This window comes from Pseudomonas sp. NPDC086278 (assembly GCF_050280905.1).
Taxonomy (GTDB): Bacteria; Pseudomonadota; Gammaproteobacteria; order Pseudomonadales; family Pseudomonadaceae; genus Aquipseudomonas.
On sequence record NZ_JBNNWE010000021.1, the window covers coordinates 1 to 14,429 of the forward strand.

At 60.9% G+C, this 14,429-nt stretch carries 11 protein-coding genes and 2 pseudogenes; 4 read left to right on the forward strand and 9 right to left on the reverse strand.

All coding sequences use genetic code 11. From position 1 onward, the window contains the following. Together ACQKP4_RS08980 and ACQKP4_RS08985 are read left to right on the forward strand one after the other, a co-directional pair. A pseudogene (locus ACQKP4_RS08980) lies at positions 1-1,035 on the forward strand (glycerol-3-phosphate 1-O-acyltransferase PlsB); the annotation flags it as partial. 56 nt (positions 1,036-1,091) lie between these two features. Continuing rightward, a complete protein-coding gene (locus tag ACQKP4_RS08985; protein ID WP_427632322.1) occupies positions 1,092-1,781 on the forward strand; it encodes a DUF4197 domain-containing protein in 690 nt (229 codons plus the stop codon). 133 nt (positions 1,782-1,914) lie between these two features. On the opposite strand, the pseudogene ACQKP4_RS08990 reads toward ACQKP4_RS08985, so the two are convergent. The 3 genes and pseudogenes from ACQKP4_RS08990 to ACQKP4_RS09000 all read right to left on the reverse strand — a co-directional run bounded on the left by ACQKP4_RS08990 (position 1,915) and on the right by ACQKP4_RS09000 (position 7,510). Next, positions 1,915-3,087 (reverse strand): annotated as a pseudogene (locus tag ACQKP4_RS08990) (Fic family protein). Between the two features lie 244 nt (positions 3,088-3,331). Then, complete coding sequence (locus ACQKP4_RS08995) at positions 3,332-6,403, reverse strand: efflux RND transporter permease subunit (RefSeq protein WP_427632324.1); 3,072 nt, start codon at positions 6,401-6,403, stop codon at positions 3,332-3,334. Positions 6,404-6,409: 6 nt separating this feature from the next. After that, the gene (locus tag ACQKP4_RS09000) at positions 6,410-7,510 is read right to left on the reverse strand and encodes an efflux RND transporter periplasmic adaptor subunit (RefSeq protein ID WP_427632325.1); all 1,101 of its coding nucleotides are present in this window, start codon (positions 7,508-7,510) and stop codon (positions 6,410-6,412) included. Between the two features lie 94 nt (positions 7,511-7,604). Here ACQKP4_RS09000 and ACQKP4_RS09005 point away from each other — a divergent pair, with 94 nt between their 5' ends. Then, positions 7,605-8,249 (forward strand): TetR/AcrR family transcriptional regulator, encoded by a 645-nt coding sequence (locus ACQKP4_RS09005; RefSeq protein WP_427632327.1) that lies wholly within the window; start codon positions 7,605-7,607, stop codon positions 8,247-8,249. 94 nt (positions 8,250-8,343) lie between these two features. On the opposite strand, the gene ACQKP4_RS09010 is transcribed toward ACQKP4_RS09005, so the two are convergent. Continuing rightward, positions 8,344-9,126, reverse strand: coding sequence for a class I SAM-dependent methyltransferase (locus ACQKP4_RS09010; RefSeq protein ID WP_427632329.1), 783 nt, complete (start codon positions 9,124-9,126; stop codon positions 8,344-8,346). Positions 9,127-9,219: 93 nt separating this feature from the next. On the opposite strand from ACQKP4_RS09010, the gene ACQKP4_RS09015 reads away from it, so the two are divergent. Then, a complete protein-coding gene (locus tag ACQKP4_RS09015; protein ID WP_427632331.1) occupies positions 9,220-9,840 on the forward strand; it encodes an energy transducer TonB in 621 nt (206 codons plus the stop codon). Between the two features lie 16 nt (positions 9,841-9,856). Here the strand turns inward: ACQKP4_RS09015 and ACQKP4_RS09020 are convergent, their stop codons facing one another. The 5 genes from ACQKP4_RS09020 to tsaB form a co-directional block, all read right to left on the reverse strand. Continuing rightward, positions 9,857-10,552, reverse strand: coding sequence for an extensin family protein (locus ACQKP4_RS09020; RefSeq protein ID WP_427632333.1), 696 nt, complete (start codon positions 10,550-10,552; stop codon positions 9,857-9,859). A gap of 2 nt (positions 10,553-10,554) precedes the next feature. Continuing rightward, positions 10,555-11,376, reverse strand: coding sequence for an isocitrate lyase/PEP mutase family protein (locus ACQKP4_RS09025; protein ID WP_427632335.1), 822 nt, complete (start codon positions 11,374-11,376; stop codon positions 10,555-10,557). Between the two features lie 30 nt (positions 11,377-11,406). Further along, positions 11,407-12,267, reverse strand: a complete 861-nt coding sequence (locus ACQKP4_RS09030; protein ID WP_427632337.1) for a DUF72 domain-containing protein — start codon at positions 12,265-12,267, stop codon at positions 11,407-11,409. Next, positions 12,267-12,572: a hypothetical protein gene (locus ACQKP4_RS09035; protein ID WP_427632339.1), complete on the reverse strand. Its 306-nt coding sequence runs from the start codon at positions 12,570-12,572 to the stop codon at positions 12,267-12,269. Before ACQKP4_RS09035 ends, ACQKP4_RS09030 begins: the two co-directional genes overlap by 1 nt. 1,172 nt (positions 12,573-13,744) lie before the next feature. Next, entirely contained in the window at positions 13,745-14,419 is a 675-nt protein-coding gene (tsaB, locus tag ACQKP4_RS09040) for a tRNA (adenosine(37)-N6)-threonylcarbamoyltransferase complex dimerization subunit type 1 TsaB (RefSeq protein ID WP_427632341.1), read from the reverse strand. Positions 14,420-14,429 lie beyond the last annotated feature (10 nt).

Consider the following 14,429-nt stretch of genomic DNA (forward strand, 5'->3'; position numbering starts at 1 on the left):
GACTGGCGCCAGCAGGAACTCGGCCCGCAGTTCAAACCGGCGTGGCTCAACGAAACCACCCACCGTCTTGGCGAGAAAGTCGCGCAGCATCTGAACGAAGCGGCGGCGATCAACCCGGTGAACCTGGTGGCGCTGGCATTGCTGTCCACCAGCCGATTGGCACTGGACGATCGCGCCATGGCGCGGGTGCTGGACTTGTATCTGGCGCTGTTGCGCAAGGTCCCGTACTCGCCGCACACCACGCTACCCGAAGGTGACGGCCGCGCGCTGATCGAGCACGTAAAAGCCATGGACCTGCTGTCGGAACAGAGCGATGCCTTGGGCAAGATTCTGTACCTGGACGAGCAAAACGCCGTCCTGATGACCTACTACCGCAACAACGTGCTGCACATCTTCGCCTTGCCGGCGTTGCTCGCGAGTTTCTTCCAGAGTGCGTCGCGCATGAGCCGCGAACAGATCCTGCGCTATACCCGCGCGCTGTATCCGTACCTGCAATCGGAGTTGTTCATTCGCTGGTCGATGGATGAACTGGAAGCGGTGGTCGATCAATGGCTCGAAGCGTTCGTCGAACAAGGCCTGCTGCGTTTCGAGAACAATGTGTACCTGCGCCCGGCACCGAGTTCGCGGCACTTCGTGTTGCTGACCTTGCTGTCGAAGAGCATCGCCCAGACGTTGCAGCGCTTCTACATGACCGTGTCCCTGCTGCTCAACAGCGGCCAGCACAGCATCAGCGCCGAAGAACTGGAAGACCTGTGCACGGTCATGGCCCAGCGCCTGTCGATCCTGCATGGCCTGAATGCGCCCGAGTTCTTCGACAAAAGCCTGTTCCGCCACTTCATCCAGACCTTGCTCGACCTGCATGTGCTCAAGCGTGACGAGGCCGGCAAGCTGGGCTATCACGAACTGCTCGGCGAACTGGCCGAAGGCGCGGCCAAGCGGGTGTTGTCGGCGGAGATTCGTTTGTCGATCCGTCAGGTCGCGTTGCATCGCAGTGAAGATGCGGCGGATCAGATCACCACGCCGCCTGAAGCTTGATGAAAATCCGCGTCGACGCTGTCGGCTAAAAACCTCTATTGAACAAGGAAGCCGCCATGCTCCGCCCTACCCTTCGCTTCGCCGGCCTGTGCGCTGGTTTGATGTTCTGCGCCAGCGCAATGGCCCTGTCGCTCAGCGACCTGTCGCAAAAAGACGCCACCGGCGGCCTCAAGGATGCCCTGACCCAGGGCGCGCAACTGGCGGTCAAGCAACTCGGCACGCCGGGTGGTTTCAGCAACAACCCGGACGTGAAAATCGGACTGCCGGGCAAACTGGGTAAAGTCGCCAGCAAGATGAAACAGTTCGGCATGGGCGATCAGGTCGAGCAACTGGAAGTCAGCATGAACAAAGCGGCGGAAACCGCCGTGACCCAGGCCCAGCCGATCCTGGTCGATGCGGTAAAGAAAATGAGCGTCGAGGACGCCAAAGGGATTCTCAGCGGCGGCAATGATTCCGCCACGCAATACCTGAACAAAACCAGCCGCGAACAGATCCGCGCCAGGTTCCTGCCCATCGTCAAACAAGCTACCGATCAAGTCGGCCTGGCCAAACAGTACAACTCGTTCGCCGGCCAGGCCGCGACCATGGGCGTGATCGATACCAAGAACGCCAACATCGAAAGCTACGTCACCGAACAGGCCCTGAATGGTTTGTTCGAGATGATCGGCAAACAGGAAGAAACCCTCCGTCAGAACCCGGCCGCGGCCGCGACCAGCCTGGCGAAAAAAGTGTTCGGCACGCTTTAAGCCCGAACACAAAACCGTGTGGGAGCTGGGTTACTCCGGGGGAGTTCCGAAGAAAGCGCCAGTACGTTCAACATGTATGCGACTGTCAGACTGCCTTCGCGAGCAAGCCCGCTCCCACAAAAGATCAGATCGTCTATACGCCCCGCAGAAAGAACACCCATTCGCGCCCAATTTTTCTGCTCTCAAATACTCAATTCGACCAACCCGTTCAGCGTCGCCGAAGCGAGTGTTGTAGGACCTCGGTAAAACCACTGACCGCCCGCAGGATTACCGAGCACTGAAAATCGATGAAATAGGTCAGGTCCAGTTCATCGGCCTCGGTATTGAGATATGACCGGCCATACTTCACTGGCGCGGCGCGCAGCAAAATGCTGATCGCAATGTAGCGCAAGGCCGAAAAATCATTCTTGAACATGAACCAGTAAAACAGTGCTCTGGCGACGCGACCGTTGCCATCGCGAAAAGGATGTTCATAGCCCAGCGCAAAATGCAGCGCGATGGCTTTGATCAGCGGATGAAGGTAGCCGCAACGGTCGGGATCGTTGTGGGACAAGTTGACCCATTCACACAGCACCTTGAGTCGCGACACCAGACCCGCAGCAGGCGGCGGTGTATGCACGGTGTTGCCCTCGCCGTCTTGCACCACCACCTCGTCGTTGTCTCTGAATGCCCCCGGTGAATACTGCGTATCGTCAATGCCCTCGACACCGATACGGTGCATCGCCGTAATCAGTTCGACACTCAGGGGTTCGTTACGCTGGTCCCAGGCGAAGTTCATCATCTTGAAATTGCCGACCACCATTCGCTCGTCCGGCGTGCGGGGCAAGCGTTTGCGTTTGAGCATGTCCTTGGCAACGCGGGTGGTGGTCGCCGCGCCTTCCAGTTGACTGCTGCTGATGGCTTCGTCTTCGATCAGATCATTGAGCAGGTAACTGAAATGCGCATGCTCGCCAATCTGGCTGGTCATGTACTCCAGCGCGGCGGTGGTGGCTTGGCGGTCAACGGCGGAAATAGCTTTTTGCGCCAGCGGCGTCAGTACGAAATTGCCCCACTGGGCGGGTTCACCCAGTGGCAGAAGGCTTGAATACTGTGCCCTCCGTGCTTTCTTCACCAACGCCCAGCACACACCGGCATTCAGCCCCGACGGCCAGCGATAGCGCAGTTTGTTGAATGGAAGGTAACGCCCTTGATCATCCAGCGGCTTGAGCAGAGCAAGATATTCACCGAGGCGCTCTTTGTGGGGTGATTGCGCCAACAGCTCAAACACCGGGCTGGACCGGCCCTTCAGTGCGGGGGGCTTTTTCATTGCGGCTGTCTCAAAACTCGTCAAATCGGGTCCGGAGTACAGCATTCAGAGCCCTGCGACTCCATATCGGAGCGTTCTGAAATGTTTGTAGGAAATCGACTGTGGGAGCGGGCTTGCTCCGGGCGGCGTTCCGACGAAGGCGGTGTGTCAGTCAACATTCATTCAACTGACACACCGCCTTCGTCGGAACGCCGCCCGGAGCAAGCCCGCTCCCACCGTTTTGAACGGTGTTTAACGGGAGACGTTACGCGGGCTCTTTCTTGATCCGGAACCACGCGGCATACAGCGCCGGCAGGAACAGCAACGTCAACGCCGTCGCTACGATCAACCCGCCCATGATTGCCACCGCCATCGGGCCGAAGAACACGCTGCGTGACAGCGGAATCATCGCCAGCACGGCCGCGAGCGCCGTCAACACAATCGGCCGGAAACGTCGCACCGTGGCTTCGATAATCGCTTGCCAGGGTTTGAGCCCGGCGGCGATGTCTTGCTCGATCTGGTCCACCAGAATCACCGAGTTGCGCATGATCATCCCCGACAGCGCGATGGTCCCGAGCATGGCCACGAAACCGAACGGCTGGCGGAACACCATCAAGAACAGCGTCACCCCGATCAAGCCCAGCGGCGCGGTCAGGAACACCATGGCCGTGCGCGAGAAGCTGCGCAGTTGCAGCATCAGCAAGGTCAGCACGACGACGATGAACAGCGGCACGCCTGCCTTCACCGAGTTCTGGCCACGGGCCGACTCCTCGACGGTGCCGCCCACTTCCAGCAAGTAACCGTCGGGCAATTCGGCGCGGACCGGGTCGAGGGTCGGCATGATTTGTTGCACCAACGTCGCGGGTTGTTCCTTGCCATAAATGTCGGCGCGGATGGTCACGTTCGGCAGGCGGTTGCGGTGCCAGATGATGCCTTCTTCGAAGCCATATTCGAGCGTTGCGATCTGCGACAGCGCAACGCTGCGGCCGTTGTCGGTCGGCACCGCCAGGCTCGGCAGCAACGACAGTTCGGTGCGCTCGTGCACCGTGCCGCGCAGCAGGATTTCGATCAACTCGTTGTCTTCGCGGTACTGGCTGACGCTGGAACCGGTGAGTGAACTTTGCAGAAACTTCGACAGGTTGGCGGTGCTCACACCGAGCGCCCGGGCCCGGTCCTGGTCGACGTTCAGGTACACGACTTTGCTCGGTTCTTCCCAGTCCAGATGCACGTTCACAACGTGCGGGTTCTCGCGCACCTTGTCGGCCACTTTGCGCGCCAGCGCGCGGACTTCGTCGATGTGTTCGCCGGAGACCCGGAATTGCACCGGATAACCCACTGGCGGACCGTTTTCCAGGCGCGTCACCCGCGAGCGCAGCATCGGAAATTGTTCGTTGAGGGTTTCGATCAGCCAGGTGCGCAGGGTTTCGCGCTCCTCGATGGTTTTCGCCAACACAACAAACTGGGCGAAGCTCGCCGCCGGCAGTTGCTGGTCCAGCGGCAAATAAAAGCGCGGCGAACCGGTGCCGACGTAGGTCACGTAGTTGTCGATGCCGGCGTGATCCTTCAACAAGGCTTCAAGGCGTTTAACTTCGTCGGTGGTGTTGCTCAGGGACGCGCCTTCGGCCAGTTTCAGATCGACCATCAGTTCCAGGCGGCCCGAGGCCGGGAAGAACTGTTGCGGCACAAAACGGAACAACAGGATGGACGCGATGAACAGCAGCACCGTCAGCACGATGACGGTTTTTCGCCAGCGCACACACCCTTCCACCAGGCGCCTGACACGCTGATAGAACGGCGTGCCGTAAGGGTCGGGCTGACCGTCACCGGTGCCGTGTCTGGCGGCATGAATTTTCGCCAGGTCCGGCAGCAGTTTCTCGCCGAGGTATGGCACGAACAGCACCGCCGCGACCCATGAGGCGAGCAGCGCGATGGTGACCACCTGGAAGATCGAGCGGGTGTATTCGCCTGTGCCCGACTGGGCGGTGGCAATCGGCAGGAACCCGGCGGCGGTGATCAAGGTACCGGTGAGCATCGGGAACGCGGTGCTGGTCCAGGCATAGCTCGCCGCTTTGATCCGGTCGAAGCCCTGCTCCATTTTGATCGCCATCATTTCCACGGCGATGATCGCGTCGTCCACCAGCAATCCCAGCGCGAGGACCAGCGCGCCGAGGGAAATCTTGTGCAGGCCGATACCGAGGTAATACATGCAGGCAAACGTCATCGCCAGCACCAGCGGAATGGTCAGCGCCACCACCATGCCGGTGCGCACACCGAGGGAGAAGAAACTCACCAGCAACACAATCGCCAGCGCTTCCACCAACACCTGGACGAACTCGCCGACACCGGTTTTCACTGCGGCGGGCTGATCGGACACCTTGCGCAGCTGCATGCCGGCCGGGAGGTTTTTCTGGATATGGTCGAATTCGACTTCCAATGCCTTGCCCAGCACCAGAATGTCGCCGCCGTCCTTCATTGCCACGGCGAGGCCGATGGCGTCTTGCGCCATGAAGCGCATGCGCGGTGCCGGCGGGTCGTTGAATCCACGGCGCACGTCGGCGACATCGGAGATGCGGAACGTACGATCACCCACGCGGATCGGAAAGTTCCTGATCTGCTCGACGCTCTGGAAACTCCCCGAGACCCGTAGCTGCAAGCGCTCGCTGGGCGTTTCGAAAAACCCGGCCGTGGACACCGCGTTCTGCTCTTCAAGCGCTTGCTGCACGGCGGCCAGCGGCAGACCGAGGGTGGCGAGCTTGACGTTCGACAGCTCGATCCAGATTTTCTCGTCCTGCAAGCCGAGCAAGTCGACCTTGCCCACGTCCTTGACCCGTTGCAGCTGAATCTGGATGCGGTCGGCGTAATCCTTGAGCACCGCGTAATCAAAACCGTCACCGGTCAGCGCGTAGATATTGCCGAAGGTAGTGCCGAATTCATCGTTGAAAAACGGCCCTTGAATGCCCGGTGGCAGGGTTTGGCGGATGTCGCTGATTTTCTTGCGAACCTGGTACCAAAGGTCGGGGATTTGCTCCGAATGCATGGAGTCGCGGGCCACGAACGTCACCTGCGATTCGCCGGGACGCGAGAACGACACGATGCGTTCGAATTCGCCGGTTTCCATCAGCTTCTTTTCAATGCGCTCGGTGACCTGACGCGAGACTTCCTGCGCCGTGGCGCCGGGCCAGTTGGTGCGAACCACCATGGCTTTGAACGTAAACGGCGGGTCTTCACTTTGGCCAAGCTTGGTGTAGGACAGCGCGCCGACGACGGCCAGCAGGATCATCAGGAACAGGACGATCTGGCGGTTGCGCAACGCCCATTCGGAAAGATTGAAACCCATCGGGAATTACTCCTTGTCCGCCAGATTGACCACGCGGTTGGAGCGATCCACCGGGCGCACTTGTTGCCCGTCATGCAGCACATGAACGCCGGCAGCCACCACCCAGTCATCGGCGTTCAGGCCTTCGAGCACCGGCACGGTTTTCTCGCCGAACGCGCCGACCCGCACCGGGGCTTTTTTCAAGGTGTTGTTGGCGCCGAGCACCCACACGTAAGTCGCACCGTTTTCGGCGGTGACGGCCGACAACGGCACCGACAGGGCCACGGTTTCGGCGCTCTGGATAAATACCCGGGCACTCTGGCCCAGTTCGGCCGGGACTTTGCCGGCCGTGAACGCGATACGGGCAGCGAAGGTGCGTGATTTGGGATCGGCCGACGGCGACAGCTCGCGGATGCGCCCGGCGAAGCGTTGATCGGGTTGGCTCCACAGTTCCACCGACACCGGTTGGCCGACCTTGAAGCGGCCGAAACTCTGCTCCGGCAGGCTGATCAACACTTCACGTTCGCCATCGGTGGCAAGGGTGAACACGGTTTGTCCGGCGGCAACGACCTGCCCGACTTCAACCGCGCGTTTCGCCACGACGCCATCCTGAGGCGCACGCAACACCGCGTAACTGGCCTGATTGGTCGATACGTTGAATTCGGCCTTGATTTGTTTGAGGCGGGCTTCACCGGAGCGGTAAAGGTTTTCGGCGTTGTCGTACTGCGAGCGGCTGACCATCTGCCGGTCCATCAGGGTTTTGTAGCGGTCACGTTCGGCACGCACCATGTTCAGATTGGCCTCGGCGGCGGCGACCTGGGCGCGGGTGGCTTCCAGTTGCAGGCGCACGTCTTGCGGATCGAGCTCGGCCAGCGGCTGATCAGCCTTGACCCGCTGCCCTTCCTCGACCAGTCGTCGGCTGACTTTGCCGCCGATGCGGAACGCCAGGTCCGGTTCGTAGCGAGCCCGCACTTCCCCCGGATAACTTTCCATCGCCTGGGCCGAAGGCTCTGGCTGCACCACCATCGCGGGTCTCAACGTCACTTGCGGCGCCTCTTCCTGGCCACACGCAGACAATAAAAAAGCCAGACTGACTGGCAACGCGAGGGGCAAGGCATAGCGGAACATGGTGAACGACCTTTCGCTAATGGTGCTTGGAATAATTATACTGGCCGGTATGTTATTAATAGCAAACTCACCAGTCCAGTATTAAAAGCGAAGAATGTCGAACAATCTTTCAGCACCCAACGGCCCGGGTCGTCCCAAAGATCTGGCCAAGCGGCAGGCCATCCTCGATGCGGCGAAAACTCTGTTTTTGAGCAATGGCTACGCCAGCACCAGCATGGATGCCGTGGCGTCTGAGGCCGGCGTGTCAAAACTGACCGTCTACAGCCATTTCAACGACAAGGAGACGCTGTTCTCCGCCGCCGTGGTCGCCAAGTGCGAAGAGCAATTGCCCACGCTGTTTTTCGAATTGCCCGACGGCGTCGCGGTAGAAACCGTGCTGCTGAACATCGCACGCGGCTTTCATCAACTGATCAACAGCGATGAATCGGTGAACCTGCATCGCTTGATGATGACGCTCGGCAGCCAGGACCCGAAACTCTCGCTGATCTTCTTCGAGGCCGGGCCGCAGCGCATGCTGCACGGCATGGAGCGCTTGCTGAGCAAGGTGGATCAGAGCGGCGCATTGACCATCGACAAACCGCGCAATGCCGCCGAGCATTTCTTCTGCCTGCTCAAGGGTGCGGGGAATTTTCGCTTGTTGTCTGGCTGCGGTGAACCGTTGACCGGGGATATGGCCGAGGCGCATGTGCGGGAAGTGGTGGGGTTGTTTATGCGGGCTTATCGGCCTGAGCCAGCCTGATCGTTTTGCAGTGTTTCGGATGCCTTCGCGAGCAAGCCCGCTCCCACATTGGATCCAGGGTGTTGCATAGGTCCGCTGTGGGAGCGACTTGGTCTTACGGCTTCAGCGCTTTCTTCGGATAAATGTCATAACGGCTGGATTTGCCGTCCAGCGCATGACTCGGCTTGGGCCCCGCGATACACGGTGCCTTGCGCGGGCGTTTGACCACCACCCGATGGCTGGCCAGGGCCAGCGCCGCTTCCAGCAACGCGGGTGCATCCGGGTCATCGCCAACCAGCGGCCGGAACAGGCGCATTTCCTTTTTCACCAACGCGGTTTTCTCACGGTGCGGGAACATCGGGTCCAGGTAGATCACCTGCGGCGGCTCCCCTTCCCAGTTGCGCATCACCTCGATCGAGTTGCCCTTGAGCAATTTCATCCGCGCCACAATCGGCGCGACGTCGAAATCTTCCGCGCCACGCGCCAGTCCATCCTCCAGCAGTGCGCCAATCAGCGGCTGGCGTTCGATCAGGCTCATCTCGCAACCCAGGCTCGCCAGGACGAACGCATCCTTGCCCAGCCCCGCCGTCGCATCGAGAACACGCGGACGCACGCCCTGCGCGACGCCAACAGCCTTGGCAATCATCTGGCCCGTGCCGCCACCGAACAATCGGCGATGCGCCGCCCCGCCTTCGACGAAGTCCACCCGCACCGGGCCGGGCGCGTCGGCACCCAACTGTTGCAGTTGCAGACCCTGTTCGCCCACCTGCAAGGCGAACTCGCCGTCATCCACCTGCAACGGCAGGCCCAGGCGCTCGGCCCATTGCTCGGCCTGCGCCTGAAAAGTCGCGCCTAGGGCTTGGACATGGATACGGCAGGCCGCAGGTTGCTCGATCATGGGAAAACACGCTCAAAAAATTAATGATCGGCAAAAACGGCCGATAACAAAGGTGACGGGCATTTTGCCAGAGCTGAGCGTCGACCGAGAGAAATGTCAGACATTCAACGCACATCGATAGGTTACATCTCGCCCCACGGCGATTTTGGCCTGCGAAACTCCCAAGCACTGAGCGGCGTCAGCCACCTGTGGCAGGATTTTTTTGCCCAGGCGATGGCCGAGCAGTCGAGTGATGTTGCGCCCGCGTCCGGCACCTTCCCACCGGTTGACCTCGACAGCCCGGTCGAGCCGACCGTCGGCAGCGAGCTGCTGGCACACATCGTTTCCCAGCGTGAATGCGATGTAACGGAAACCCAGGTCAAGCCACCAGAACCGCTGTTCCTGCCGATTGCCGAGTTCGAAATGGACCTGGCCGACAAGCCATTCCCACCGTTCCCGCCCGAAGAAATCGCCGCGCAGCAGAAGCAGCAGAACTTCGACAGTGGCTGGGTCCGCCCGATCGTGCTCACCGCCGGTCAACCGCTGCCTGAAGCCGGCCCCGCGCCGCAACCGCGTCCGCTGCATTTGCCGATCGCCGAGTTCGAGATGGACTTGCTGGACAAACCGTTCCCGCCGTTCTCGCCCGAAGAGCTGGCTGAGCAGCAGAAACAACTCGATTTCGATAACGGCTGGGCGCGCCCGATCGTACTGCAGAACCTGCGCATCGCCGCCTGACCCGCGACGACAGCCCTCAGCGACAAACCCACCACGGCCCGACATCGACATGAAAGTGATTGCGATGGGCGGCATTGTAGTCAGGGCTCAACACCACACTGAACATCGCGCAGGCGCCATCGCGGACCTGGCGCAGAAACCGTGCGTCCTGATTATCTTTCGGCCAATCCTTGAGCACGCTGATGGTCCTTCCGTCCGCCAACCGAAACCCGGCGATGTCTAGCGCATCTGCGCTGGCGTGCTGACTGCGCCGGGCGTTTTCGCGGCCATAGATGTTGCGACAGGCGAAGCTGCCGAGGTGGTCAACCCGCGTCACCGCTTGCCCATAAACCGCCTGGGCCGCCGGTTGCAGGGCATGACGTTCAAACAGCGCAAACGAGACGGCAAGACGACAACTGGCGAGGAAGCTGCTGCTCAGGGCGACGTCACCACCTTGCACACGCAGCGTGTTGCTCAGCGGACAGGTCGCGTCGGGGCTGTCGGCCTGACGCGCAACGCGCAAGCCGGAACTGCTCAAGGCCTGATCGCACAATTGCGGATCATCCCGCAGGCGCAGCAGTTTGTAGCGGGTCAGCAGATTCGGTGTGGCGTTGACGTCCAGCGGTGCCCACGGATTCCACTGCGGTGGCAGCGAGACCCAGCCGCGCCAGACACTCACGCCCACCACACCGACCAGCAGCAACACGATCAGCAGCCCACGCAAAAACCGCATCGTCAGCCTTTGAACAGTTGATTGGCCTTCGCGTACGGCATCGACCGCGAGGTAAAGCTGAACGTGCCCGACGTCTTGATCTCTTCGGCCGCGCGGAAAAATTCGCCGTACGCCGCCAGGGCCAGCGCCGAACCGACACTGATGCGCTTGACGCCCATCTCGCGCAGTTGCTCGACCGTCAACTTGAGCCCGCCGGACATCAACACATTGACCGGTTTGGGCGCCACGGCGCGAACCACCGCCAGCACATCGTCGGCACTGCGCAGACCCGGCGCATACAGCACGTCGGCGCCGGCCTCGGCGAATGCCTGCAAGCGGCGGATGGTATCGGCGAGGTCAGGATTGCCGTGCAAAAAGTTTTCGGCGCGGGCAGTGAGCATGAACGGGAAAGGCAAGCTGCGCGCCGCCGCGACGGCCGCTTCGATCCGCGCCACGGCGTGTTCGAAGCAGTAGATCGGCGCGTCTTCGCGGCCCGTGGCGTCTTCTATCGAACCGCCAACCGCACCGGCTGCCGCCGCGCGCAAAATGCTCTGCGCACATTCGGCGGGATCGTCCGCGAAACCGTTTTCCAGATCGACGGCGACCGGCAGATCAGTTGCCGCGACAATCGCCTCAACGTTCGCCAGCGTGTCCTCCAGCGACAACGAAGCATCGGGGCGACCTTGGGAAAAGGCATAACCGGCACTGGTGGTCGCCAGCGCCTCGAACCCCAGGCTGGCGAGCATCTTCGCCGAGCCCGCGTCCCACGGGTTGGGAATCACAAAAGCGCCGTCGCGTTCATGCAGTGCTTTGAACGCCTGGGCGCGAAGGGTTTGCGCATTCATTGGCAGGCTCCTGAAAAGGCAAAACCCGCGTCAGAGCAAGCCTAGTTGCTCCGCGGCGGGTTCTCTGTATAGCTCAGGCAGCGGCGGCAAGCCAGGCAAACGCAGCATCAGCCTTGCGTGAAAGCGTTGTGCAAGTTTGGCGGCCAGCAGGTTATCGGCGGTGTGCAGGAAGATGTAGGGCGTGCGCCCTTCTTCGATCCACTCGGCGATTTTCTCGACCCAAGGCGTCAGGAACGGATCATTCGCCTCAAGCTGCGGATGGCCGATGAAACGTACCTGCGGGCATTGTGTGAACGCGGCCGGACGAGGCGGTACGTCGGGCTTTTTCGATTGGGCGTGCAGCACCGAGGGCTCGGTCGAGGTGCAACTGAACAACGCGCGCGGATCGAGACAAATGCGCTCAACCCCACGGTCCAGCAACAGACGATTGAGCATCCGCTCGCTGTCACCCTTGGCGAAGAACTCGCTGTGGCGCACTTCCACCGCCAACGGCCGCTCCAGCGCATCGATGAAACCGGCCAGCTCAGGCAGCCGTTGCGGGGTGAAACTTTTCGACAGTTGCAGCCACAGCGGCGACACCCGTTCACCGAGCGGGCTGAGCAATTGCAGGAAGGTGTCGGCGGCGCTCAGGTGTTCGCGCAGGTCACCGCCGTGGCTGATGTCGCCGGGGAACTTGGCGGTGAAGCGAAAGTGTTCGGGCATGATTTGCGCCCAGCGCTGCACAGTACTAGCCGCCGGGCTGGCGTAGAAGGTCGTGTTGCCTTCCACGGCGTTGAACACTTGGGAATAGAGGTTCAGAAATTCGGCGGGTTTGGCGTCCGGCGGGTACAGATAATCGCGCCAGGCGTTTTCACTCCAGGACGGGCAGCCGAGGTAGTAAGGCAACAGCATCAGATGTACAGGTCGAGGCCCAGCACATCCGCATCCCAATCGACAAAACCGGCGGTGCTCAGGTAGCTGGCGAGTGCCGTGGCCACACTTTTGCTCATGGCGCGGTGGTAGATCATGTCTTGCTGGCGGGCCGGCAGATTGCTCAGGCGTTGCGCGGAGGCTTTGGCAGCGCGAGCGGCCATTTGCTCTTCGGACGGAAATTCCAGCTCGCCGTCGATATCGACGTAATCGTCTTCCGCCACAGGGCCTTTGCGAGCCTTGCGCTTGATGGGATAGGAATGAGAGGAAAGGCCGTCTATACGCATGAGTACATGTCCGGTATCAGTGATGGCAGTTTAGTGGCGCATAGCGCACTTCGCAAACCGCTTGGTGATAACTAGAACACAGAAATACAAAAAGGTTTAAAACCGGGGCACAGAAACTGACGATTGGCCGCAATTGCATGTGGCGAGGGGGCTTGCCCCCGTTCGGCTGCGCAGCAGTCGTAAACCAGCCAACTCGGTGTGTCAGGTATGACGGGGGGCTGGGAATGGGGCTGCTTCGCAGCCCAACGGGGGCAAGCCCCCTCGCCACAAAAGCCCCTTTGTGACCAAAGCCTTCCTTGCCACAAAAGCGCAAACCGCTTGGTGATGACCAGAAGACAGAAATACAAAACGGTTCAAAACCGGGGCGCAAACTGACGATTGGCCGCAATTGTATGTGGTGAGGGGGCTTGCCCCCGTTCGGCTGCGCAGCAGTCGTAAATCACCCAACTCGGTGTGTCAGGTAGGTATGACAGGGGGCTGGGAATGGGGCTGCTGCGCAGCCCAACGGGGGCAAGCCCCCTCGCCACAAAAGCACCTTTGTGAGCAAAGTCTTCCTTGCCACAAAAGGGCAAACTGCTTGGTGATAACCAGGACACAGAAATACAAAAAGGTTTACAGCCGGGAGTTAAAACTGACGATTGGCCGCAATTGCATGTGGCGAGGGGGCTTGCCCCCGTTCGGCTGCGCAGCAGTCGTAAATCAGTCAACTCGGTGTGTCAGGTATGACAGGGGGCTGGAAGTGGGGCTGCTGCGCAGCCCAACGGGGGCAAGCCCCCTCGCCACAAAAGCCCCTTTGTGACCAAAGTCTTCCTCGCCACAAAAGCGCAAACCGCTTGGTGATAACCAGGACACAGAAATATAAAAAGGCTTAAAACCGGGCGCAGAAACTGACGATTGGCCGCAATTGTATGTGGTGAGGGGGCTTGCCCCCGTTCGGCTGCGCAGCAGTCGTAAATCAGCCAACTCGGTGTGTCATGTATGACAGGGGGGTGGGAATGGGGCTGCTGCGCAGCCCAACGGGGGCAAGCCCCCTCGCCACAAAAGCACCTTGTGTGATCAAAGCCGTCTTTGCCACAAAGGCCTTCCTCACCATACAAAGCGCTCTTGTGACCAAACTCCCTGCCACAAAAGCCTCCTTGTGACCAAAGGCTCTTGCCACAAAGCCTCCTTGATCAACGCGCTTTGGGCGTCGCGACTTTATCGCGCAAATAAACCGGCTGGGCCTCATCCGCGACAATGGCCTCACCGCGCGCCCAGGCAAACCGCGCCAGCGTCAGCAAGTCTTGCGCGTGCGGCAACATGCCCGCGTCTTGCCCGGACAGGTTGACGGCAATGCGTTCGGCATAGCCCCAACCGGTGCCCGCGCCAAACCACTCGCCGCTGGCATCGGTCGGCAGCGCCGCCACTTCCGGCGGCAATACCGCTTCGTTGCCGACCAGGCGCATCTCCCCCGCCGTCTCGCGGTAGCAGCCCCAATACACCTCGTCCATCCGCGCATCGATGGCCGCCGCAACCTGGCTCACGCCGTGTTCGCGATACGCGCGCTGCGCCAGCACCGCCAGATTCGACACCGGCAACACCGGGCGATCCAGCGCGAACGCCAAACCCTGCACCACGCCGATAGCAATCCGCACCCCCGTGAAAGCGCCCGGCCCACGGCCGAACGCGATGGCATCGACCGCTTGCAACGTGGTCCCGGCATCGGCCAGCAACTGCTGAATCATCGGCAACAGCTTCTGCGCATGCAGGCGCGGGATCACCTCGTAATGGCTCGTGACCTTGCCGTCATGCAGCAAGGCAACGGAGCAAGCTTCAGTCGCGGTGTCCAGGGCCAGCAAGGTGCTCATCGATGTTTCC